Origin of the sequence: Rhizobium sp. ERR 1071 (assembly GCF_007828675.1) — a bacterium.
Taxonomy (GTDB): Bacteria; Pseudomonadota; Alphaproteobacteria; order Rhizobiales; family Rhizobiaceae; genus Rhizobium; species Rhizobium dioscoreae.
On the sequence record NZ_VITM01000002.1, the window covers coordinates 830,876 to 852,650 of the forward strand.

At 59.8% G+C, this 21,775-nt stretch carries 19 protein-coding genes and 1 other RNA gene; 10 read left to right on the forward strand and 10 right to left on the reverse strand.

Going from position 1 to position 21,775, the window contains the following annotated elements; genetic code table 11:
- Positions 1-255 precede the first annotated feature (255 nt).
- The 4 genes from FBZ99_RS09345 (at position 256) to FBZ99_RS09360 (ending at position 6,692) form a co-directional block, all read left to right on the forward strand.
- Positions 256-1,422 (forward strand): efflux RND transporter periplasmic adaptor subunit, encoded by a 1,167-nt coding sequence (locus FBZ99_RS09345; RefSeq protein ID WP_113351991.1) that lies wholly within the window; start codon positions 256-258, stop codon positions 1,420-1,422.
- Positions 1,419-4,574: an efflux RND transporter permease subunit gene (locus FBZ99_RS09350; RefSeq protein ID WP_442966446.1), complete on the forward strand. Its 3,156-nt coding sequence runs from the start codon at positions 1,419-1,421 to the stop codon at positions 4,572-4,574. Before FBZ99_RS09345 ends, FBZ99_RS09350 begins: the two co-directional genes overlap by 4 nt.
- Positions 4,575-4,819: 245 nt before the next feature.
- Entirely contained in the window at positions 4,820-5,833 is a 1,014-nt protein-coding gene (locus tag FBZ99_RS09355; protein ID WP_113351992.1) for a flagellin N-terminal helical domain-containing protein, read from the forward strand.
- A 190-nt stretch (positions 5,834-6,023) separates the two neighbouring features.
- Entirely contained in the window at positions 6,024-6,692 is a 669-nt protein-coding gene (locus FBZ99_RS09360; RefSeq protein WP_069612829.1) for an OmpA family protein, read from the forward strand.
- A 59-nt stretch (positions 6,693-6,751) separates the two neighbouring features.
- Here FBZ99_RS09360 and FBZ99_RS09365 read toward each other — a convergent pair whose 3' ends face one another.
- Positions 6,752-7,159 (reverse strand): DUF2000 family protein, encoded by a 408-nt coding sequence (locus FBZ99_RS09365; RefSeq protein WP_113351993.1) that lies wholly within the window; start codon positions 7,157-7,159, stop codon positions 6,752-6,754.
- 14 nt (positions 7,160-7,173) lie between these two features.
- On the opposite strand from FBZ99_RS09365, the gene FBZ99_RS09370 reads away from it, so the two are divergent.
- Positions 7,174-8,061, forward strand: a complete 888-nt coding sequence (locus FBZ99_RS09370) for an AraC family transcriptional regulator (protein ID WP_371864913.1) — start codon at positions 7,174-7,176, stop codon at positions 8,059-8,061.
- A 16-nt stretch (positions 8,062-8,077) separates the two neighbouring features.
- Here the strand turns inward: FBZ99_RS09370 and FBZ99_RS09375 are convergent, their stop codons facing one another.
- The 4 genes from FBZ99_RS09375 to FBZ99_RS09390 all read right to left on the reverse strand — a co-directional run bounded on the left by FBZ99_RS09375 (position 8,078) and on the right by FBZ99_RS09390 (position 10,951).
- A complete protein-coding gene (locus FBZ99_RS09375) occupies positions 8,078-8,803 on the reverse strand; it encodes an amino acid ABC transporter ATP-binding protein (RefSeq protein WP_113230542.1) in 726 nt (241 codons plus the stop codon).
- The gene (locus FBZ99_RS09380) at positions 8,781-9,440 is read right to left on the reverse strand and encodes an amino acid ABC transporter permease (RefSeq protein ID WP_113390627.1); all 660 of its coding nucleotides are present in this window, start codon (positions 9,438-9,440) and stop codon (positions 8,781-8,783) included. The genes FBZ99_RS09375 and FBZ99_RS09380 overlap by 23 nt, the downstream gene beginning before the upstream one ends.
- Positions 9,437-10,108 (reverse strand): amino acid ABC transporter permease, encoded by a 672-nt coding sequence (locus FBZ99_RS09385; protein ID WP_145632634.1) that lies wholly within the window; start codon positions 10,106-10,108, stop codon positions 9,437-9,439. The genes FBZ99_RS09380 and FBZ99_RS09385 overlap by 4 nt, the downstream gene beginning before the upstream one ends.
- 63 nt (positions 10,109-10,171) lie before the next feature.
- Positions 10,172-10,951, reverse strand: coding sequence for a transporter substrate-binding domain-containing protein (locus FBZ99_RS09390; protein WP_246661092.1), 780 nt, complete (start codon positions 10,949-10,951; stop codon positions 10,172-10,174).
- Between the two features lie 345 nt (positions 10,952-11,296).
- Between FBZ99_RS09390 and FBZ99_RS09395 the strand changes: the two genes are divergently transcribed.
- Positions 11,297-12,709, forward strand: coding sequence for an FAD-binding oxidoreductase (locus FBZ99_RS09395; RefSeq protein WP_145632642.1), 1,413 nt, complete (start codon positions 11,297-11,299; stop codon positions 12,707-12,709).
- A gap of 226 nt (positions 12,710-12,935) precedes the next feature.
- Positions 12,936-16,646, forward strand: coding sequence for an AsmA family protein (locus FBZ99_RS09400; RefSeq protein WP_145632645.1), 3,711 nt, complete (start codon positions 12,936-12,938; stop codon positions 16,644-16,646).
- 81 nt (positions 16,647-16,727) lie between these two features.
- Here FBZ99_RS09400 and FBZ99_RS09405 read toward each other — a convergent pair whose 3' ends face one another.
- From FBZ99_RS09405 to ssrA, 4 genes are all read right to left on the reverse strand, one after another.
- Positions 16,728-16,940 carry a ribbon-helix-helix domain-containing protein gene (locus FBZ99_RS09405; protein WP_069612828.1) on the reverse strand — a complete coding sequence of 71 codons (213 nt, stop codon included), beginning with the start codon at positions 16,938-16,940 and terminating at the stop codon, positions 16,728-16,730.
- Between the two features lie 104 nt (positions 16,941-17,044).
- Positions 17,045-17,239 carry a DUF4169 family protein gene (locus FBZ99_RS09410; protein WP_113332950.1) on the reverse strand — a complete coding sequence of 65 codons (195 nt, stop codon included), beginning with the start codon at positions 17,237-17,239 and terminating at the stop codon, positions 17,045-17,047.
- Positions 17,240-17,294: 55 nt separating this feature from the next.
- Positions 17,295-17,807: an SspB family protein gene (locus FBZ99_RS09415; RefSeq protein WP_113333137.1), complete on the reverse strand. Its 513-nt coding sequence runs from the start codon at positions 17,805-17,807 to the stop codon at positions 17,295-17,297.
- A gap of 118 nt (positions 17,808-17,925) precedes the next feature.
- Positions 17,926-18,296: a transfer-messenger RNA gene (gene ssrA / locus FBZ99_RS09420) on the reverse strand.
- 183 nt (positions 18,297-18,479) lie between these two features.
- Between ssrA and FBZ99_RS09425 the strand changes: the two genes are divergently transcribed.
- Positions 18,480-19,400 carry a thymidylate synthase gene (locus FBZ99_RS09425; protein WP_145632648.1) on the forward strand — a complete coding sequence of 307 codons (921 nt, stop codon included), beginning with the start codon at positions 18,480-18,482 and terminating at the stop codon, positions 19,398-19,400.
- A 71-nt stretch (positions 19,401-19,471) separates the two neighbouring features.
- On the opposite strand, the gene FBZ99_RS09430 is transcribed toward FBZ99_RS09425, so the two are convergent.
- Positions 19,472-19,993 (reverse strand): GNAT family N-acetyltransferase, encoded by a 522-nt coding sequence (locus FBZ99_RS09430; protein ID WP_113352058.1) that lies wholly within the window; start codon positions 19,991-19,993, stop codon positions 19,472-19,474.
- A 277-nt stretch (positions 19,994-20,270) separates the two neighbouring features.
- Between FBZ99_RS09430 and FBZ99_RS09435 the strand changes: the two genes are divergently transcribed.
- Positions 20,271-20,837: a helix-turn-helix domain-containing protein gene (locus tag FBZ99_RS09435; RefSeq protein WP_113352001.1), complete on the forward strand. Its 567-nt coding sequence runs from the start codon at positions 20,271-20,273 to the stop codon at positions 20,835-20,837.
- Positions 20,838-20,938: 101 nt separating this feature from the next.
- Complete coding sequence (locus FBZ99_RS09440; RefSeq protein WP_113352059.1) at positions 20,939-21,775, forward strand: NAD(P)-dependent oxidoreductase; 837 nt, start codon at positions 20,939-20,941, stop codon at positions 21,773-21,775.

Genomic DNA, 21,775 nt, shown 5'->3' on the forward strand with positions numbered 1-21,775 from the left:
GTGGAAATGGGTCGGCCCATTCACCGGGTAAAACGTCTCGTTGTCCGCACTAAGATTACAACTTTGTCATAATCTGTGGCGAAACTTGCGGCATATGCTCAAAAACACGATATTGCAGCAAATCGGGCACAATCTTGCTTTATGGAGCCGTCCGAGCCGAAATTGACCCCCGGTTAAGTGCGCTGGGTGGATGAGGGGTCACAAAAACCAACGACGCGATTTCATCGCCTCTGACACAACGAGCCGGAGACGTGCATGACCGCCTGGAAGCAGCTTTCCTTGTCTTTTTTCTTGCTGGCAGCTGGCATCGCCGCTGTCGTGGCCTTCATGCCCAGCGCAGCGGGCCTGCTGCAGAAGGTCGGCGTTCCCGAGACTGTCGTGGCCTGGATTGCTCCGCGCGATGGCGCGGCGGACGGAAAGTCGGAGACGCAGGCAAGCTCCGGTGGACGGCGCGGTCAGAACATACCGCTTGTCGTCACCGAGCCTGTGGTCAGCGGTGTTGTTAACGATCGCCTGAGCGCGATCGGTACCGGCGACGCCATCCGTTCGGTCGTCGTCATGCCGCAAGCGGCGGGTACGATCCGGGAAATTCTCATCAAGTCAGGCGACAGAGTGAAGCAGGGGCAGGTGCTGGCGCGTCTCGACGACGACGAGCAGATCATCGCTCGCGGCCAGGCGGAAGTGGCGCTGAAGAGTGCTGTCGAAAAATCCCAGCTCTACCGCAATATCAAATCCACAGTCTCGCGCATGGATGTTTTCGATGCCGAGATCGTGGAGCAGGGCGCAAAGCTAGCGCTGCAATCGGCCGAGCTGGCGCTGAAGCGCCGCGATGTGGTCGCACCGATCGACGGGATTGTCGGTATCGTGCCCGTGGTCGTCGGCGACAATGTGACGACAACGACCAATATCGTGATGCTAGACGACCGCTCGGAAATCCTGGTGGATTACTGGGTGCCGGAGCGCTTCGCCAACACAGTCAAGGTCGACCAGCCGGTGGAAGCGACGTCGGTGGCATTGCCGGGGCGCGTATTTTCGGGCGTTGTCGAGGCAGTCGACAATCGTGTTGACGGCGCAAGCCGGACGCTGCGCGTGCGCGCCCGCATCGATAATGCTTCCGATGTTCTGCGCGCCGGTATGTCCTTCAATGTCGGCATGCGCTTTGCCGGCGAATCCTATCCCTCCGTCGATCCGCTCGCCGTCCAATGGGATGGGGCGGGTGCGCATGTCTGGCGCGTCGTTGACGGCAAGTCCTCGAAGGTGCGCGTCAGCATCGTGCAGCGCAATCCGGATGCGGTGCTGGTCCGTGGCGATCTCCGCAATGGCGATCTCATCGTCATCGAAGGATTGCAGCGCGTGACCGAAGGTGGCGAGGTTCGCTTTGCCCGCGATGTCGCCCAGGCCAAGGAGGTCATCACCCAATGATGACCGATGGCAACGATGTGGCGGATGCCGGCTCGGCAGCGGCCAAGCAATCCTTTACCGCACTCTTCGTGCGCCGGCCGATCCTGGCGCTGGTCTTCAACACGCTGATGGTCGTCGCCGGTCTTGCCGCCTATTTCGGCGTCGAAGTGCGAGAACTGCCCGATGTCGACCGTCCCGTCGTGACCGTCAGGACCGTATTCGATGGCGCATCGCCGCAGACGGTGGATCAGGAGCTGACGAAGATCATCGAAGGGGCGGTTGCCCGCGTCAGCGGCCTGAAGTCGGTTTCCTCCAGTTCCTCCTTCGGTCAGAGCCGGGTAACGCTTGAATTTTCCGACGCGACCGATCTTTCGGTTGCCGCCAATGATGTCCGCGACGCCATCGGTCGCATCACCGAACAATTGCCCGATCAGGCGGATGCGCCTCAGATCGTCAAGGCGGATTCGGATTCGCAGCCGATCATGCGGCTTGCCGTCACCTCGACCACGTTGACGATGGATGACCTGACACAGCTCGTCGACAAGGAGATCACCGACCGGCTGGCTTCGGTCGAGGGCGTCGCCGATGTCGAGCTTTACGGCGATCAGGAGAAGATCTTCCGCATCGATGTCGATCAGGCCGCCCTTGCGAGCCGAGGTCTCACCATCGGCGACCTGACGACGGCGCTTGCGACCGCAGCACTCGATGTACCGGCCGGATCGCTGAAGAGTGCGCGGCAGGATATCGTCGTGCGCGCCACGGCGGCACTACAGACGCCGGAGGATTTCTCCCGGCTGATCATCAAGAACCGCGTGCGGCTTTCCGATGTCGCCACCGTGACGCTCGGACCGAGGGACGGCACGACCGCGCTGCGTTCGAACGGTGTGCAGGGCGTTGGTCTCGGCATCATCCGTCAGGCGCAGTCGAATACCTTGAATATTTCCGAAGGCGTGAAGGCCGTCGTCGCGCAGCTGTCTAAATCGCTGCCCGAGGGTACGCGCATCGTCATCACCAGCGACGATGCCCTGTTCATTCAGGGGGCGATCCACGAGGTCGTGCTGGCGCTCGTCCTGTCGGCGTTGATCGTCACCGCAGTCATCTATCTCTTCCTGCGCGACTGGCGGGCGACGCTGATACCGGTCGTCACCATGCCGGTGGCGCTGATCGGCACGCTTGCCGCGCTCTACATGGTCGGTTTCTCGGTCAATATCCTGACGCTGCTGGCAATCGTGCTTGCGACCGGCCTCGTGGTCGATGACGCCATCGTCGTGCTCGAGAATATCGTGCGGCGCAGGGCGGAGAAGATCGGGCCTCGCGCTGCCGCCGTGCTTGGCACGCGCGAAGTTTTCTTCGCCGTCATTGCGACGACGGCCACGCTTGCTGCCGTGTTCATTCCGCTCTCCTTCCTGCCGGGGCAGGTGGGCGGTCTGTTCCGCGAATTCGGCTTCGTGCTTGCCTTCTCCGTCGGCCTGTCGTCGATCGTGGCGCTGACGCTCTGCCCCATGCTTGCCTCGCGCATGCTGACCAAGGAGATGCGCGAGGAGCATGGCGCGCTCGGGCGTTTCGGCGAGCTTTTCTCCGGTGTCTATCGTCGTACCCTCAAGGCTTGTCTCAATGCGCCTTTCGTCGTCATCGTCTTCTGCGCCGTGTTTTCGGCTGCAGCCGTCCTGGCGTTCATAAACGTCAAGAGCGAGCTGACGCCGAGCGAGGATAGGGCGATGGTCATGCTGCGTCTCACCACGCCGCAAGGCGCAGGCCTCGATTATACCAAGGATCAATTACAGCGCGTCGAAGAGCGGCTGCAGCCGCTGATGGACAGCGGCGACATACGAAATATCTACGCGATTTCAGGCATGAACACCCAGAAGAACAGCGGCTTCATGGTGCTGACGCTGGCCCCCTGGAGCGAGCGCCATCGTACGCAGCAGGATATTGTCACCGATATCAACAAGGCCATGGCAGGCGTGCCGGCTCTTCGCGGCAATGTCATCCAGGCCAACAGCCTGCGCATTCGTGGCGCCGGCAGCGGCGTGCAGATGGCGCTCATCGGCAACAATCACGAAGCGCTGACCGATGCAGCGCTGAAACTCGTGCAGGAACTCGACAAAACCGGCCAATTCGATACGCCGCGGCTGAACAACGAGCCGACACAGGCTCAGGTCTCCGTCACCATCGATCGTGAGCGCGCTTCCGATCTCGGGGTCGACATTTCAGGCCTTTCAGTGGCCTTGCAGTCGCTACTTGAGGGCCGCTCCGTCGTCGACGTATTCGTCGCCGGCGAATCCTATCCGGTGCTTCTGACGTCGACGATGCGGCCGATCGATGATCCCACGGATCTTGAAAACGTCTTCCTGAAGACCGGCGACGGCAAGATCGTGCCGATGTCTGTCATCGCGTCGCTGAAGGAGAATGCGGTTGCGCCGCAGCTGACCCGCGAGCAGCAGCTGGCTTCGGTTGCGATCACCGCCGGGCTCAAGAACGGCATGTCGCTCGGGCAGGCGGTCGAGGAGATCACACGGATCGCGACGCCACTCCTGCCGCCTGGTTCGCGGTTGATGCCGCTCGCCGAAGCGGCGACACTGGAGGAAAATTCCAGCGGCATGGCCCTGACCTTCGGTTTTGCCATCGTCATCATCTTCCTGGTGCTTGCCGCGCAGTTCGAAAGCGTGCTGTCGTCGGTCATCATCATGTCGACGGTGCCGCTCGGCCTTGCCTGTGCCGTCTTTGCGCTCGTCATCACCGGATCGAGCCTCAACATCTACAGCCAGATCGGCCTGGTGCTGCTTGTCGGTGTCATGGCCAAGAACGGCATCCTGATCGTCGAGTTCGCCAATCAGCTTCGCGACAAGGGCGAAAGCGTGCGCGAGGCGATCGAAAAGGCCTGCGCACTGCGTCTGCGCCCGGTCATGATGACGATGATCGCGACCATCCTTGGCGGCGTACCGCTTGTCTTTGCCGAGGGGGCCGGCGCAGAAGCGCGCGTTGCTCTCGGTTGGGTCATTGTGGGCGGCCTTGGGTTTGCGACCCTGGTCACGCTTTACATCACACCCGTCGCCTATCTGCTGATCGCCCGCTTTGCGAAGCCACAGACGCATGAGGAGCAGCGCCTGCATGACGAGATGTCGGATGCGGCGCTGCGCGCGAAGCTCGCCAATCTTCGCGCGGCGGAGTAGGTCGGCACCGGCAGGTTGGTCCGTTGCAGGCGTTGCGCTTATTTATGGTAAATCAGGGGTATCGTTTAGCGCTTTTTTAAGCATGTTTGCTAATCATGTCGGTATGTAACCGCTGGAGCGCAGGTGTTGTTTTGCCTCGCTCCCCGTTCGCCGACACGCTCGGCCCGCGCGCATGAGCGCCCGCGGCAAGGTTCCGATGTCTCCTTGTATTTGTTGCGTATTGTTGCGTCCGGAGTTCATGTGCCGTGAGTATTTTTTCGACCTTCATCAGGGTCAGTCCCTCTGTGAATACAGCACTGGAAGTGCTGAGGGACACCCAGACCAAACTGGGTAATGCCGAGCGACAGATGTCGTCAGGCCTGCGGGTTCAGTCGGCCAGAGACAATGCCACCTACTGGAAAATCTCGACTTTGACGCATACCGACATCGGCGCGATTTCGTCGGTTCAGGATGCGCTCGGTCTCGCCGCCTCGACCGTCAGCACCGCTTCCACGGGTGTCGGTAGCGCGATCGATGTCGTGACCGAGATCAGGACGAAGCTCGTCAGCGCCTATGAGACCAGCGTCGACAAAACGACACTCAACGACGAGATCACCGAGCTCAAGCAGCAGTTGCGCAGCGTTGGGGAGTCGGCGACCTTCAACGGCGTCAACTGGACCGTGCTGCAAGATGGCGCGGACCCGACTGACCCCCATGAGATTCCAGGCTCCCTTATCCGGGGTACCAACGGCACCGTAACGATCGGCATGCTGAGCTATGCGGGCGTCAGCTCGACGACGGGGCCAATCACCTCGGCCGATGCGCGTTATCTGATCGACGATCAGTCAAGCGGCACCGGCGGATATGGCGTGCTGACGTCGACATCTTTCGCCACCGAAGCCGGAGCGGCCAAGAATTATGTGCTCATCAGCAGCAAAAACGGCAATACGAGCGGCCAGGTGGAGATTTCGCTCGATGCGAATACGAGTCGGGGCGCTATTGTCGACATGGTCAACACCGTGACGGGAATGCTGAACCAGCTCAAGACGATCGGATCCGCCTTCGGCTCCCTCGAGGCGCGTATCAATCTTCAGACCGAGTTTGCCAGGAATCTCAATGATTCGCTGACCAGCGGGGTCGGCAAACTCGTGGATGCCGATATGGAACAGCAGTCGAGCAAGGTTCTGGCGCTGCAGGCTCAGCAACAACTCGGGTTGCAATCTCTGTCGATTGCCAACGCGAGCTACAATACGGTTCTGCAACTCTTCCAGAACCATTGATTGCAGCGAACGGCTGAAATTGACAGGCTGGCGGGTGAATGGCTCCGCACGTCCGCATGCGCCGGCTTCTGCAAAAGCTCTGCTGACGCTCTATGCACAGGGGACAAGGGTCTGGATAAGATTTCTCTTCATGATATTGCCGCAATGCTTCATATCTGCTGCGGCCATCGAACCGGAGAGCGACGATTCTATGATCAAGAAAATTGCCATTCTTGCCCTTGCGGCAGCCTTTTTGAACGCATGCACCACCACCGACCCCTATACGGGTGAGCAGAAGGTATCGAATACCGCAGGCGGTGCGGCGATCGGTGCCGGCGTCGGTGCCGTTGCCGGTCTTCTGATCGGTCATTCGCCGGCCTCGCGCCGCAATGCCGCGCTGATCGGCGCCGGCGTCGGTGCGCTCGCGGGTGCCGGTATCGGCAACTACATGGACCAGCAGGAGTCCGAACTGCGTGCACAGCTGCAGGGCACTGGCGTTTCGGTTACCCGCGTCGGCGACCGCATCATCCTGAACATGCCTTCGGCGATCACCTTCGATATCGACCAGGATGCGATCAAGCCGGAATTCTTCCCGACGCTCAATTCCGTCGCGATCGTTCTGCGCAAGTTCAACCGCACGCTGATCGACGTCAACGGCCATACGGATTCGACCGGCAGCCTGCAGCATAACCAGGATCTGTCCGAGCGCCGCGCCGGATCGGTCGCGTCCTACCTCGGCAGCCAGGGCATCGATCAGCGCCGCATGTCGGCCATCGGCTTCGGTCCGTCGCAGCCGGTCGCAACCAATGCCACCGAGGCTGGCCGCGCGCAGAACCGCCGCGTCGAGATCCAGATCGCACCGATCACGCAGAACGGCTAAGCCTTTCTGGACAAAAATGGCCGGGTCTCGCGATCCGGCCGTTTTCTTTGCGCGTCCGATCACGCATGCATGCTTGCGCCCTTGGTGATCTTGTCGACGATTTTCTTGTCGGCGCGCAAGGCGATGCCGACGACCTTGGCATCTTCCGGCGTAAATTCGGCAAAGACGGCGCGGTTGGCCGCGTCATGCCCGGTTGAGAACATTTCTTCTATAAAGATGGAAGAGGTGACGCCTCGCTCCAGCGAGCGGCGGTGGATGGCGGCAATGCTCTCCTTGTCAGCCGAGAGCACGATGATGGGCTGGATCGATAAAGCGTTGTAGACGTTGCCGGTGCGATCGCGATAGGCTTCGCCGATGATATCGGGATGTTGTCCGGCTATGCCTGTGGATAGGAAGGCCGTTACATTCAGCTTTTGCCAGGATTGAAGGTCGTTTCGCAGAACGATCGCGATTTTGGTATCGAACATCGATGGTCACTTTCATGCAGTCTGGAAATGGGACATTGCACGAGGATGTAGCCGGACAGATCTTCGAGGGTCTTGAACATTTGTGCGTGACACCGGAGGCCAACCGCATCCTGTCTGCGCCTGCCTATCCGGGCATCGAACGCATCCAGGCGCAGTTTCGTGGCGATGCCTTCGAACTGCATCGGCACGATACCTATGCGCTTGGCGTCACCATGCGCGGCGTGCAGACATTCCGTTATCGTGGCGAACAGCGCTACAGCCTGCCGGGGCGGGTGATCATTCTTCATCCGGACGAACTGCATGACGGCGGGGCAGCGACCGAGGACGGCCTCGTGTACCGGATGCTGTATCTGGAACCGTCGGTGCTGTTTCAATGCCTTGAGGCGGCGCGTGTCGGCCTGCCTTTCGTCGATGATCCCGTGGTGGAAGACAATCGTCTTGCCGGCCTGTTGCTGGCGGCGCTTGGCGAGCTCGATCGTGAGCTGGATGAGCTCTTCGTCGACGATTTCGTTTCGCGGCTCACCGACGGACTTGTCCAGCATGCCCGTTTGCCGCAACGGCGCTTGGGCAGCATTGCGTGGGGGCAGGTGAAGATTGCGCGAGACTATCTCGAGGCGCATGTCACACGAGGTGTGCGCTCGCAGGAATTGGAGCGCATCACCGGTCTCGATCGCTTTGCGCTTGCGCGGCATTTCCGCGCCGCCTTTGCAACAAGCCCGCATCGGTTCCTGCTGATGCGGCGGCTGCAGCAGGCGAAGGCGATGATCGGCGCGGGAGAGTCGATCGCGGAGGTGGCAGCCGTAACCGGCTTTGCCGATCAGAGCCATCTGACCCGGCATTTCAAGAAGGCGTTCGGCATTGCTCCAGGTGCTTGGAACAACATGGTTCAAAGAACCGGTTAGCGGGACTTGTCGGCTCTCAATGAATGCCGAGGAACTGCTTGAGCTCTGGGGTTTGCGGATTGGCGAAAACTTCGCCGGGCGGTCCGATTTCGTGCACGCGGCCCTGGTGCATGAAGACGACGCGCGAGCAGACGTCGCGGGCGAATTTCATCTCATGGGTCACCATCAGCAGCGTCATGCCTTCGCTTGCCAGCTCGCGCACGACGGCGAGAACTTCCGCGACCAGTTCCGGGTCCAGTGCGGAGGTGATTTCATCGCAGAGCAGCGCGATCGGCTGCATGGCAAGTGCCCTGGCGATGGCGACGCGCTGCTGCTGGCCGCCGGAGAGCTCATCCGGATAGGCGTCGAACTTGTGCCCGAGGCCGACACGGTCGAGCATGCGCCGCGCCATGGCCTCGGCTTCGGCCTTGGCGGTCTTCTTGACGACCATCTGGGACAGCATGACATTGCGTCCCGCGCTCAGGTGCGGGAAAAGATTGAATTGCTGGAAGATCATGCCGACCTTCAGTCGGAGGGCCTTCAAATGCAGATCGTCGGGCAGGAGCTGTGCGCCCGCGACGGAGATCGAGCCGTCATTGATCGTTTCCAGGCCGTTGATGCAGCGCAGCAGCGTTGACTTTCCCGAACCGCTCTTGCCGATGATGGCGATGACTTCGCCGGGCTCGACATCGAGGTTGATGCCCTTCAGGACTTCGTTGGTGCCGAAGCTCTTGCGGACTTCAGTGATTTCGATGAGCGACATTGAGCTTCCTCTCCAGGATCTGGCTGCTTTTTGACAGCGGCCAGCACAGGGCGAAATAGATGAGCGCGACAAAGCCGTAGACGGTGAACGGCTGGAAGGTCGCATTGGTGATGACGGTGCCGGCCTTCGATAGCTCGACGAAGCCGATGATGGAGGTCAGGGCCGTGCCCTTGACGACCTGCACGGAGAAGCCGACGGTCGGCGGCACGGCGATGCGCAGCGCCTGGGGCAGGATGACGTAACGCATCTGCTGCAGATAGCCCATCCCCAGACTGGCCGAAGCCTCCCATTGCCCCTTGGCAACAGCCTCGACGCAGCCGCGCCAGATTTCGGTCAGGAAGGCTGATGACCAGAGGGTGAGCGCGACGCCGGCAGCCAGCCAGGCCGGCACGTCGATCCCGAAAAGCCCGAGACCGAAGAAGGCCAGGAAGAGCTGCATCAGCAACGGAGTGCCCTGGAACAGCTCGACGAAATATCTGACCGCAATGCGGCCGGCCTTTGCCTTACCGATCCGCAGGAACAGCAAGATTGCGCCGACGATGGCACCGCCGGCGAACGAGACGAGCGACAGCAATACCGTCCAGCGCGCGGCCAGCAGCAGGCCGCGCAGGATATCCCATGTGGTGAATTGGATCATTGGCGGACCCTGCGTGGAAAGATCATCTTGCCCACGACCGCGAGTACCTGTCGAAGCAGGATCGCCAGCGCGAGGTAGATCGCCGTGGAGACGAAATAGGCTTCGAAGGCGCGGAAAGAACGCGATTGAATGAAGTTTGCCGCGAAGGTCAGATCTTCGGCGGCGATCTGCGAGACGACCGAAGAGCCGAGCATAACGATGACTACCTGCGATGACAGGGCCGGCCAGATGCGCTGCAGGGACGGAACGAGGACGACATGCCGGAAGGTTTCGAACCGGGTCATGGCCAGGCTGGCGCCGGCTTCGAATTGCCCGCGCGGCGTTGCCTGTATGCCGGCGCGGATGATCTCGCAGCTATAGGCGCCGAGATTGATGATCATCGCGAGATTGGCAGCCGTCATCTCGTTCATCTGCACGCCGATGCCGGGCAGGCCAAAGAAGATAAAGAAGAGCTGGATCAGAAACGGCGTATTGCGGATGAGCTCGACATAGGCAGCGACGAAGGGTTTGAGCCACCCTGGACCCAGTGCTCGCGCCCAGGCGCAGGCGATCCCAAGGAGAATGCCAAGCACAGCGCCGATAAGGGTCAACTCCACCGTGACGAGAACGCCCTTGATCAGCGTGGGATAGTATTCGGCCAGCCAGCCGAAATCGAAATGATAGCGCATGGGAGAAAGCCCTGCTCGGACCGATCACGCCGCCGAATGACGGTACGATCGGTCCTGCGTTGATCAGAAGCCGGTCGGCAGGTCGGCGCCCAGCCACTTCTGCGACATCTTGTTCAGCGTCCCGTCCGCCTTGGCGGCGGCAACGATGTCGTTGACCTTCTTCTGCAGCGCCGGCTCGTTCTTGTTCAGGCCGATGAAGCAGGGGGAGTTGGTGATGAGGAATTTCATCTCGGGCTTCTTCGGAGGGTTCTTGGCGAGAATGGCCGCCGCGACAACGTTGCCGGTCGCAACCAGCTGGACCTGTCCGGACAAGAAGGCGGAGATGGTGCCGTTATTGTCCTCGTAGCGCTTGATCGTCGCGTCCTGCGGCGCGATCTTGGTCAATGCCAGATCCTCGATCGCGCCGCGGGTGACGCCGATCGTCTTGCCGGAAAGGTCTTCCGCCTTTGTTGCCGCGACATCGCCGGGGCCGAAGACGCCGTTGAAGAAGGGCGCGTAGGCTTCAGAGAAATCGATGACCTTTTCACGATCCGGATTCTTGCCGAGGCTTGAGATCACCAGATCGACCTTGTTCGTCTGCAGATAGGGAATGCGGTTGGCGCTGGTGACGGGAACGAGTTCCGTTTTCACGCCGAGTTTTTCGCCGATCAGATTGGCCATATCGATGTCATAGCCCATGGGTGCCATGTCCGTGCCGACGCTGCCAAAGGGCGGAAAGTCCTGGGGGACGGCGACGCGGAGTGTGCCGCGCGAGGCTATGTCGCTCAAGGCATCCGCCCGAGCTGCGTCAGGGGCGGAAACCGACCCCATTGCGAGCATCGCAATTCCGAGTGCCATGAGCATTTGTCTGCGCTTCATCGAATGTCCTTCCAATCGTGGCTATGTGAAAGCTGAAAGGCGATAGGCAAGACATATGCCAGTCGACGGAAAACTGCGTCGCGGTGTTATGATCTGGATGAAAGTGAATGCTCGGTGATCGTTGAGTTGGTGTTCTGATTAAAATATAGGCAAAACTCTGCCGCGATGCTTTTTCCTACCAACCGATTGTCGTACCTTTGATCAATCGCACAAAACTTGAACTTATGCGCGATAGCGGTTCACTTTCATCACTGGACAGCGCCGCCCCAAATGCCCCATAGAACCGGGAGGGGTTAACGCCCTGGACGACCGCGATGGGAGATTCGGACTATGGTTTTGGCTGATGCAAAGGCGGGAACACGCAACGAGGCCGGCATATCCGCCGTTCTCGGTATTCTGAAGCAGGCCTTCGGCGAGCGGTTCCAGACCGGCGAAAGTTTTCGCGCCCAGCACGCCCACACGACCACTTATATCCCATCGCAGCTGCCGGACGGCGTGGTCTTTGCCGAAACGAGCGAGGATGTGCGGACTGTTGTCAAGGCATGTGCCGAACATAAGGTTCCGGTCATTCCTTTTGGCACTGGATCTTCGCTGGAGGGACAGGTGAATGCGCCGCAGGGCGGCATTTCCATCGATTTCAGCCGCATGAACCGCATTCTCGAAGTCAATGCCGAGGATCTGGATTGCACGGTCGAGCCCGGCGTCACCCGCGAGCAGCTTAATACCTACTTGCGCGACACCGGCTTATTCTTTCCGATCGATCCCGGCGCCAATGCCTCGATCGGCGGCATGGCATCGACGCGCGCGTCGGGCACCAATGCCGTGCGCTATGGTACGATGAAGGACAATGTTCTGTCCGTGACCGTAGTGACCGCCAATGGCGAGGAAATCCGCACCGCCCGACGCGCCAAGAAATCATCCGCCGGTTACGATCTGACGCGGCTTTTCGTCGGCGCCGAAGGCACGCTCGGCGTGCTGACCTCGATCACGTTGCGCCTCCAGGGCATTCCGCAGAAGATCGCCGGCGGCGCCTGCGCTTTTCCGGATATCAAGGCTGCGTGCGATGCGGTCATCATGACCATCCAGATGGGTGTTCCGGTCGCGCGCATCGAACTGCTCGATGCCATGCAGATGCGGGCCTGCAATCGCTATTCTGGTCTGACCTATGACGAGAAGCCGACGCTCTTCCTCGAATTTCATGGCACCGACGAAACTGTTGCGCTGCAGTCGGCGCAATTTGCCGAGATCGCAGCCGAATGCGGCGGCGGCGAATTCCTTTGGACAAGCAATGCGGAAGAGCGCAACAAGCTCTGGAAAGCTCGACATGACGCCTATTGGGCCTGCCGGGCGCTGGCGCCGGAGTTGGCTGCGCTATCGACCGATGTCTGCGTGCCCATCTCGCGGCTTGCCGAATGCGTCGCAGAAACCCAGGCCGATATCGAGGCGCACGGCCTGCTGGCACCCATCGTCGGCCATGCCGGCGACGGCAATTTCCATGTGCTCGTCTTGTTCGACGACAAGACGCCGGCAGGTATCGCCGTTGTCGAGGAATTCGTCGCGCGCCTCAACGCGCGTGCGCTCGCCATGGATGGCACCTGCACGGGCGAGCACGGCATAGGGCAGGGGAAGATGGCGTTTCTGGAGCAGGAACTCGGCGATGCGGTCGATCTGATGCGTCAGATCAAGGAGTCGCTCGATCCGGATGCCATTTTCAATCCAGGGAAGATATTCCGCAGGCACTGAAAGATGGAATATTTTCATGATGTTGGCTTGCTACGGCCGCGAATGGCGCTAGGCTGCATCCGCACTTTTCCGGTTTTTGCCATGAAAAGCCACCGATATGCGCTAGATGGGGCATATCTCCCGAAAAGAGCTGCTGTAACAGGCGGAGATCGGGTAGAACCATGCATATGCGCTCTGACAAGCGACGCCTGCATGTGTTGGGAATGAAGATTGGAGACGATACGCGTTGTTAGGTAGGGTCCTGGTTTTTCTGGGTGGATTGCTCGTGGTGGTGCTGTTCGTGGCGCTGCTCGCTCCGCTCTTCATAGACTGGACCGATTTTCGCAAGAACTTCGAGGATCAGGCGAGCCGCATCATCGGCAAGAAGGTGACCGTTCACGGCACGGTCGATGCCCGCCTTCTGCCGTTTCCGTCGGTAACGCTGCACGATGTCCGTGTCGGCCAGGAGGCTGATGGCACACCGCTGGTGCAGGTGGCTGAATTCTCAATGGATGCGGAACTTGCGCCTTTCCTTTCCGGGGAAGCGTTGATCTTTGATATGCGGGTGTCCAAGCCCAAGGTACGGCTGCGGCTGCTGAAGGATGGCACGCTTGACTGGATGCGCGGCAGTCAGCCGGAAATTCCCGCAAAGTCCGTCGTGCTCGAAAACGTTCATGTCGAAGACGGCGACATTCTCTTCATTGACGAGCAGACGGGCAGGGCCCGGCATGTCACGGGCCTGAATGCCCAGATGTCGGCCAGATCGCTTGCCGGCCCCTGGCGTATCGAGGGCGATGCGGCACTCGACAACGAGCATGGCAATTTCACTGTTTCCAGCAGCCAGCCTGACGACAACGGCGTCCTGCGTGTCCGCACCCGGCTGATGCCGGATCGCCATCCGCTGAATGTCGATCTCGACGGCGAATTGAAACTCGTCAACAGCAAGCCCGATTACATGGGCTCCTTCACAGCCGGGATCAACGATAAGCAGACGCGCGATTCCGCCGACCAGAAGGCGCAGCCCCGCATCAAGGGCCGTTTCGAGCTGACGAATGACCGCATTCGCGTTCCCGAATACCGTCTCGAAGTCGGCGCCGATGACGATCCCTATGTCGTCACTGGCGAGGCGACGCTGGATACGGGGTCCAAGCCGGAATTCCTGCTGACGGCCGACGGCCAGCAGATCGACGTCAATCGTCTCGGCAACAATAAGGGCACCAATGGCAAGACCAATCGCAACCCTGCAATCTCGGCGCGTCAGCGCCTCAACACTCTGATTGCGATCGCGGCTGAAATCCCGGTGCCACAGGTTCCCGGCAAGGCGACCTTCCGCCTGCCGGCGATCGTCGCGGGCGACACGACCATACGCGACGTGCAGCTCGATCTCGAACCGGCGGGAACGGGATGGAAGATCGATCATGCGATCGGCACGATGCCCGGTCGCACGCAGGTCGAAGCGCGCGGCAATCTGATGCTGATGGGCGAGCCGAATTTCATCGGCAATCTGGTTGTCGCATCCAACCAGCCGTCGGGATTGGCCTCGTGGCTTGTAGGGTCCGTCGACCCGGCGATACGCCAGCTGCGTCAGGCCGGCTTCTCTGCCGATGTCAGCCTGAAGCATGATGAACAGCGCTTCGAAAATCTTGAGATTGCAATCGGTTCGGCCACGCTGAAAGGCCGGATCGATCGTCAGAGCGGGACAGACAAGGCCCCGCCAAAGCTTGCGGTCGACCTGATCGGCGATGCCCTCGACCTAGACGCACTGAGGGCGCTCACGGGGCTCTTCACAGGTCAGGATACGGGGGAATCCCTCTTTGATCATCGGATCACGGCGCATCTCCAGGCCGGAAAATTCATGGCATTCGGCGTGCCGGCGGAGAATGTTGATACGTCCTTCTCCGTTGCCAACGGCGCTCTGACGATCGATAAGCTCTCGGTGCACAATGTCGCCGGCGCCGAAATTACCGCAACCGGCCGCGCCGACGGCTCGCCTTCCGACTACAAGGGATCGGGCGAGATCACCTTCAAGGCTGCCGATCCCGGGCCGTTCTTCGAAATGCTGCGCCAGCATTTGCCGCATCATCCCGTCATGGACCGGTTGGTGCGCAATGCCGCATGGTATGGAAACACTGCTCTTCGCGGGGCGGTGACGCTCGGCGGGGATCAGGACAATGCGCTGACGGTGACGCTTGCCGGCGTTTCCAACGGTAGCCGCGTCAATTTCGATTATCGCATGTCCGATCTTTCGGCGTTCACGGGCAAGGGCACCACGACGCTCGAGGGAACGCTGGAAAATTCGGTGACGTCGATCCTGTTCGGCCAGGCGGGTCTCGATCCGTTGCCTGTCGAAGCCGATGCCAACGGTCGTCTGACGCTGAAAGTGTCCGCAAGCGGCACCGATCCGGCGGATGCCGCACTCACCTTTGCGACCGACAAGACATCGTTTACCGCAAACGGCAAGGTGGATGTCCGTCCCGCCACCTTCCTCAATGGCAACATAACGCTGTCGCTCGAAAGTGCTGATATCGATCCTTATTTCGTGATGAACGGCATCGGCGTTCCACAGATGGGTGCCGGCTTGCCGGTGAAGTTCCAGGCCAATGCCGCACTGAACCCGGACAAGATCGTGTTTTCGGACATGAAAGGGTTGTTCGCCGACAACAACATGTCCGGCACGCTGACCGTTGATCGGAAGGCGCCGAATCTCAAGGCGTCGGGCGAATTGTCGCTCGACAAGGCGGATCTCGACTGGCTGGCGGAAGCCATCTACGGGCCGATAAGCGATCCGAAAACAGGCACTCTGAACCAGGATAAACTTGGGCTGCCTGCCTTCACCGGAATGGATATCGGCGTCAAGCTTTCCGCAAAGCAGGTATGGCCCGGCATATTCGGTCCCATTTCGAATTTCGCCGCCAATGCGACCTACAAGGGCGAAGAATTGCGGCTTAACGATCTGACGGGTGGCTGGAACGGCGGCACGCTGACCGGCAGCGCAATGTTCGCCAATTCCGACGGTACCGGCCTGCTGCAGACGAAGCTTAGCCTGGCCAACGGCGATCTCGCCGCTGTCGCCTGGCAACGTGACGGTGCGCCGCTTGCCACCGGTCGCTTCGGCCTTGCGATGAATGCCGAAGCGAGCGGCAAGAGCATTGCCGACCTTGCGGCCAATGCCAGCGGTTCGGGTGAAATGAAGCTCGGCGAGACGCATGTGCGTGGCCTCAATCTCTCCGTCATGCCGCCGCTCCTCTCGGCGACGGATCAGATTCAGGGTGATATCACTGCCGCCAAGGTGCTGCCGATCGTGCAGACGCTGCTCAACAATGGCGAAGCGGTCCTTCCGGCGACGAGCATTCCTTTCAACATTTCCGCCGGTGTGATGCGGGCGACCAATATTGCCGCCGGCAACGATCTGGCAAAGCTTTCGGGCAATGCCGAAATCAGTCTGCCGGATGAGCGTATGCGCGGCTCTCTTGGCATCGATTTCAACGCCGGCTCAGAAGCCCAGAGCGGGGCGGAACCGGCCTTGCGCCTCGATTTCGCCGGCCCGCTAGCCTCCCCGGGCCGGACAATGGACGTGACGGATGTGACCAGCTTCCTGTCGGTTCGGGCATTCGAGCGTGAACGCCGGCGTGTCGAGCGCCTGCAGGCCAATGTGCTTGAAAAGCAGAGGCTGCGGCGTGAAGTGGCGCTGTACAAGTATGTTGCAGGCATGCGCGAGGCTCAGCGCCAGCGCGATGCCGCTATCGAGCAGCAGCGTCGTGCAGAAGAAGAACGGTTACGCAATTTAGCCCAGCAAGCGGCCACCCAGAAGCAGGCGGAGGAAGAGGCGCGCGCCAAGCAGGCGGCGGAGGAAGCGGCCAAGGCCAAGGCGGCGGCCGAAGCTCGAGCCAAGGCCGAAGCGCAGCATCCGCCGGCGGGACCTCTGAATTTCAATGAACTGCCGGGAGTTGCCCAGTAAACAGGGCGGTTGTGGATCGATCCACATCTGGTAGGTGAGGCGCAGCGCTCACGATATCGTCGTGAACTCCTCTGCAGCCATTCAGTTGCGATCCTTCAGCCATCTGAGGACATAGAGGCGAAGTGCCGAGGAGAGATTGCTGCCGGCTTCGCGCCCGTCGTCGATCTCGGAAATCAGTGCTGCGAGCGACATGCCGCGCGCGCTGGCGATAGCCTTCAGTTCTGTCCAGAAGGCATCTTCAAGGGAAAAGCTTGTGCGATGGCCATGCAGCGTCGCGGAATGTTTGCGGATCATCGGCGGATCGATCAAAAATCGGAAATGGCGGGATATTTCTGAAAGTGATTCAAAATGCGGAAGTAAGCAACTGATTTCTGAAGTTTTTTATCTCGGGGTCTAAACTAGTCTTCGGTCTTCTTGGTTTCGATTCGCCCGGCCTCGTGCGTCTTCTCGGCCTTTTCGTTAAGCGCCGACGTCAGCTTCTTCTCTGCCTTGGTTCGCCCGAAGGCGATGCGGTTCTGCTCCGCTTGCTTTTCCTTGTCCGAGCGGGCCTGCTTTTTGCGAAACTGGCGCAGATTGACGATTTCGGCGCTCATCGATCTCTTCCGTTACCGATACGAAAAAAGGAAGCGAATGCTTCCCCTCCAATGCCTACTGCTTCTTGCGGAATGCGTCGAGGGAGACGACCGATCCCGGCTTTTTTTCTTCGCCTTCCTTGGCTGCCGCCGCCGGCGCTTCCTCGCCTTCGGCCGGTACCGGATAGGCCGTAATCTCGCTGGAGGAGGTTTCCTCTTCCTCGTCAGCCAGCGGCACGTCGAACTCCAGCTCGAAATTCACCGATGGGTCATAGAAGCCGCGGATTGCGTTGAAGGGGACGACCAGTTTTTCCGGAACGTCGGAGAAGGAAAGGCCGATCTCGAATTGGCTTTCGCTGATCTTCAGGTCCCAGAACTGGTGCTGGATGACGATGGTCATCTGCTCGGGATACTTCGCCTTCAGGTGCTGCGAAATGCGCACACCCGGAGCGCCGGTCAGAAAAGTGATGAAGAAGTGGTGATCACCGGGCAGGCGGCCTGTAGCGGCGACCTCGGTCAGCACCTTGCGGATCACTCCACGCAGGGCGTCCTGTGCCAAAATGTCGTAGCGGATATGATCCTGCCCCATGCTTTCCTGTCTTTCGTTGGCCATGTTTTTTATAGGCTTATGCCACGCTGAACGCCGCCGGAAAAGCCCTATGCGCGAGTCACCGCCTGTCGATCTATAATATAGCACTGGAGAAGAAGGTGAAGGCTTCTGTTGCCAGGTGCCTTCGAACCCCGCCTAAGAGTGCGACCCCTTAGGACTTTATTTGAAGTGTCACACCGCGATTAAGCAGCGAGACGAGCTTCCGCATAGTTGTCGTTTGCAACTACAATTTTAGCCCGATAACGGCGGTACAATGCCGAGCGAAAAGTCGATCTTTACACCCTTGTCGATCCTGTTTCGCCCCCATCAAAAGCCGGTCTGACGCCAGTCTTGCCGGCCGGTTTTTGGTGGAGGCGCCGGGTACCGCCCCCGGGTCCAATAGGTTTATTACACCGCTCATTTATCGCCATAGCCGGCCCGAAGACCGGCAAAGCTGATATAGTGTTTTCCGCCGGCGAAGGGAAGGGCAATTGTCATAATTACGTCGCGGAAACATCGGTTTGTCCGCGAAGCTCAGAGATTTACCTGAATTACGTTTCCCTGCGGTTGGTTTCACAGCGGCTTGTCATTAAAATTGCGAAAAAGGAATCGGCGGGCTGCCGTTCGGGCAAGCCTTACGGCTGGAAATTTCAAGCGATTTCGGAGCAGAAGATGGCTCGTCACCCAGAGTATCAATATCTCGACCTGATGGCGCACCTGCTCGAGCACGGCGATCGCCGGATCGATCGCACCGGCGTCGGCACCTTGAGCGGCCTCGGCGCGATGATGCGATTCGATCTTTCGAAAGGGCAGATCCCGATCTTCACGACGAAACGCGTCTACTGGAAGCTCGCCGTCAAGGAGATGCTCTGGTTCCTGACCGGCGACACCAATATCCGCAATCTGCTGAAGGAAAATGTGCGGATCTGGACCGACTGGCCGCTCGCCAAATATCGCAAGGCCACGGGCGAAGAGATCGATCAGGTTGCTTTTGAAAAGCGTATCCTTGAGGACGAGGCCTTTGCTCTGCAATGGGGCGATCTCGGCCCGGTCTATGGTAAGCAGTGGCGGCAATGGCGCGATGCCGAAGGCCGGGTGCATGACCAGCTCGCCGCTGTTATCAAGGATCTCAAGACCAATCCCAGCAGCCGCCGCATGATCTTCCACGCCTGGAATGTCGGCGAGCTTGCCGATATGGCGCTGCATCCTTGCCACATGGTCTATCAGTTCCACGTATCAAACATCTCGGCTGAAGGGGGCAAGCGCCCGCGTCTCAGCCTGATGGTCTTCCAGCGTTCGTGCGATTTGTTCCTCGGCAATCCCTTCAACATCTGCCAGCAGGCGGTTTTGCTCGCCATGGTCGCGCAGCAGGTCGATATGGACATGGGCGAGCTGGTCTGGTCAGGTGGCGATGTTCACCTCTATCTCAATCATCTGGATGCCATTCGCGAGCAGCTCAGCCGTGAGCCGAAGCCATTCCCGACCTTGCGCCTGCTGCGCCATCCGGACAGCATCGATGATTATCATATCGAGGATTTCGAGGTTCTCGGATATGAGCCGCACGCGGCGATCGCGGCTGAAGTTGCGGTTTAGGCGTTTCGGCCGGCAACGCCGGCGAGAATGAGTTTTGGCACCGTAATCGGCATTATCCCCATGCCTGCAGGTTATGGTTTGGGATCGGGATCGACGCGTTCGTCCAGCAGCAGCTGCAGGAAGGCGAGATCCAACCACCGCCCGAACTTCGTGCCGACCTGCGGGAGGAGGCCGACCTGCTGGAAGCCGAGTTTTTCGTGCAGCCGAATGGAGGCGACGTTGCCGGCCTCGATGCCTGCGACCATCGCATGTTTGCCGATCGCCCGGGCACGCTCGATCAGCTCCATCATCAGCGCCTTGCCGATGCCGCCGCGATATTGATCGTTGCGCACGTAGACTGAATGCTCGACCGTGTGCCGATAGCCGTCAAAGGCACGCCAGTCGCCGAAGGAGGCATAGCCGACTACTTCCCCATGCTCATCGGTTGCGACCAGCACGGGATAGCCGAGCTTATGCCGGTCCTGCAGCCATTGTCTGCGGTTGGCAATATCGACCTGCGTCTCGTTCCAGATTGCGGCGGTATTGGCGACGGCGTCGTTATAGATCGCGGTTATGCCCGCGAGATCTTCGTCCCCCGCATCGCGAATTTGCATCGGCAGCTCCATAGGGCATCCACTAAATCGGATAGATGTCTTTGTTACTCTATCCTGTCATACATCGATTTCCATATCTGTCTATTATATTATTACAAATATCAGGCGGATAAAAAGCGCCGGGCCGGCTCGCGATGAATGCCGGAATTCTCAAGGTTACACGGCTTTGAGGAATGTTCGACTGTTCTTCCGTGCTATGAAGGCTCGTATGAGGTCAGGTTTCGGATGTGCAGGGCGCTAATTGTCAGCTCTGTGGAAGTCCACTATATTAAAACGCATGCCTCACCTTGATGATATCGACAGGCGCATAGGCGCACGCATTCGCATCGAACGGGAAAGCCGCGGCTGGTCGCTGACGGAGCTGGCGGACCGCTCTACCGTATCCCGTGCCATGATCCATAAGATAGAGCGCGGCGAAAGCAGCCCGACGGCGACGTTGCTCGGCAAGCTTTCCGGTGCCTTCAGCCTGAGCATGTCGACCCTGATGGCGCGTGCGGAGATGCAGCAGGGCCGGTTTCTCCGGAAGGAAGAGCAGCCCGTCTGGATTGATCCGCAGACGGGTTATGAGCGCAGGCACGTTTCCCCGAAGTCGGACCTGCCGCTCGATCTCGTCCGCATCGAATTGCCTGCGGGCGCGGTGGTTCCAATGCCCGCGTCGGCTTATGCCTTCATGCGGCAGCTTATCTGGGTGCTGGCGGGACGGCTAACGTTTCTCGAGGGAGATACGAAGCACTCGATGTCGGCGGGCGATTGCCTCGAACTCGGTCCGCCGACGGATTGCGTCTTCAAGAATGAGAGCTGCGAGCCCTGTATTTATGCCGTCCTCGTGCTTCGTAACGCCTGAGGGGCAGCGCTAAACTTAGCGTTACCACAAGGCATTATGCTCGTCCGGCCGGACGATAGGCGATATGCTGCCGTCTTCCTCGATCGGAGAAGGAGTTGGCCGTGGAGATCGCAGTCATCGGAGCTGGCGCAATGGGAAGTGCCATTGGCCGGCGTTTGGTCGAAAACGGGGCGAGGGTGCTCACCTATCTCGAAGGACGTTCGGCTTCGACTGTCGAGCGGGCGAAAGCAGCCGGCATGCAACCGGTCGATCTGGCCGATGTTGCCGCATCGCGTCTCATTCTTTCTATCGTTCCGCCTGCTGAAGCAGTGGCCGTCGCCAGGCACATTGCCGGCGAGCTTCGGCGGAGCGGAAGCAAGACCACATTCATGGATTGCAACGCGATCTCGCCGAAGACGATGGCGGAGGTTGCGGCGATCTTCGGCGGCGATTGTGGCGTAGTTCTCGACGGCTCCATCATCGGCGGTCCGCCGAAACCGGGCCAGAAGGGACCGAAACTCTATGTAAGCGGCGATACAGCGAACGACAGCAGCGTGCTTGCGGATCATGGGCTTCAGGTCCGCCGCATCGATGGGGCAATCGGCGCGGCCTCGGCATTGAAGATGTGCTACGCCGGCATCAACAAGGGTGTGACGGGCCTTGGCACGGCCATGCTGCTTGCGGCGATCCGTTCGGGTGCCGATGCCGCCCTGAAACGCGAACTTCAGGAAAGCTTGCCGGATCTCGATGCGAAATTCGTCCAGGGAATTCCGGATATGTATCCGAAAGCCTATCGCTGGGTCGCGGAGATGGAGGAGATTTCCGAATTCCTCGGCGAGGACGATCCAGCTGCCTTGATATTCAAAGGTATGGCCGGGCTCTATCGGAGGATGGCCAATGATCGAGAAGGCGGGGCCGTTTTGGCCGACCAACTCGATAAATTGAATAGTGGCGCCTGA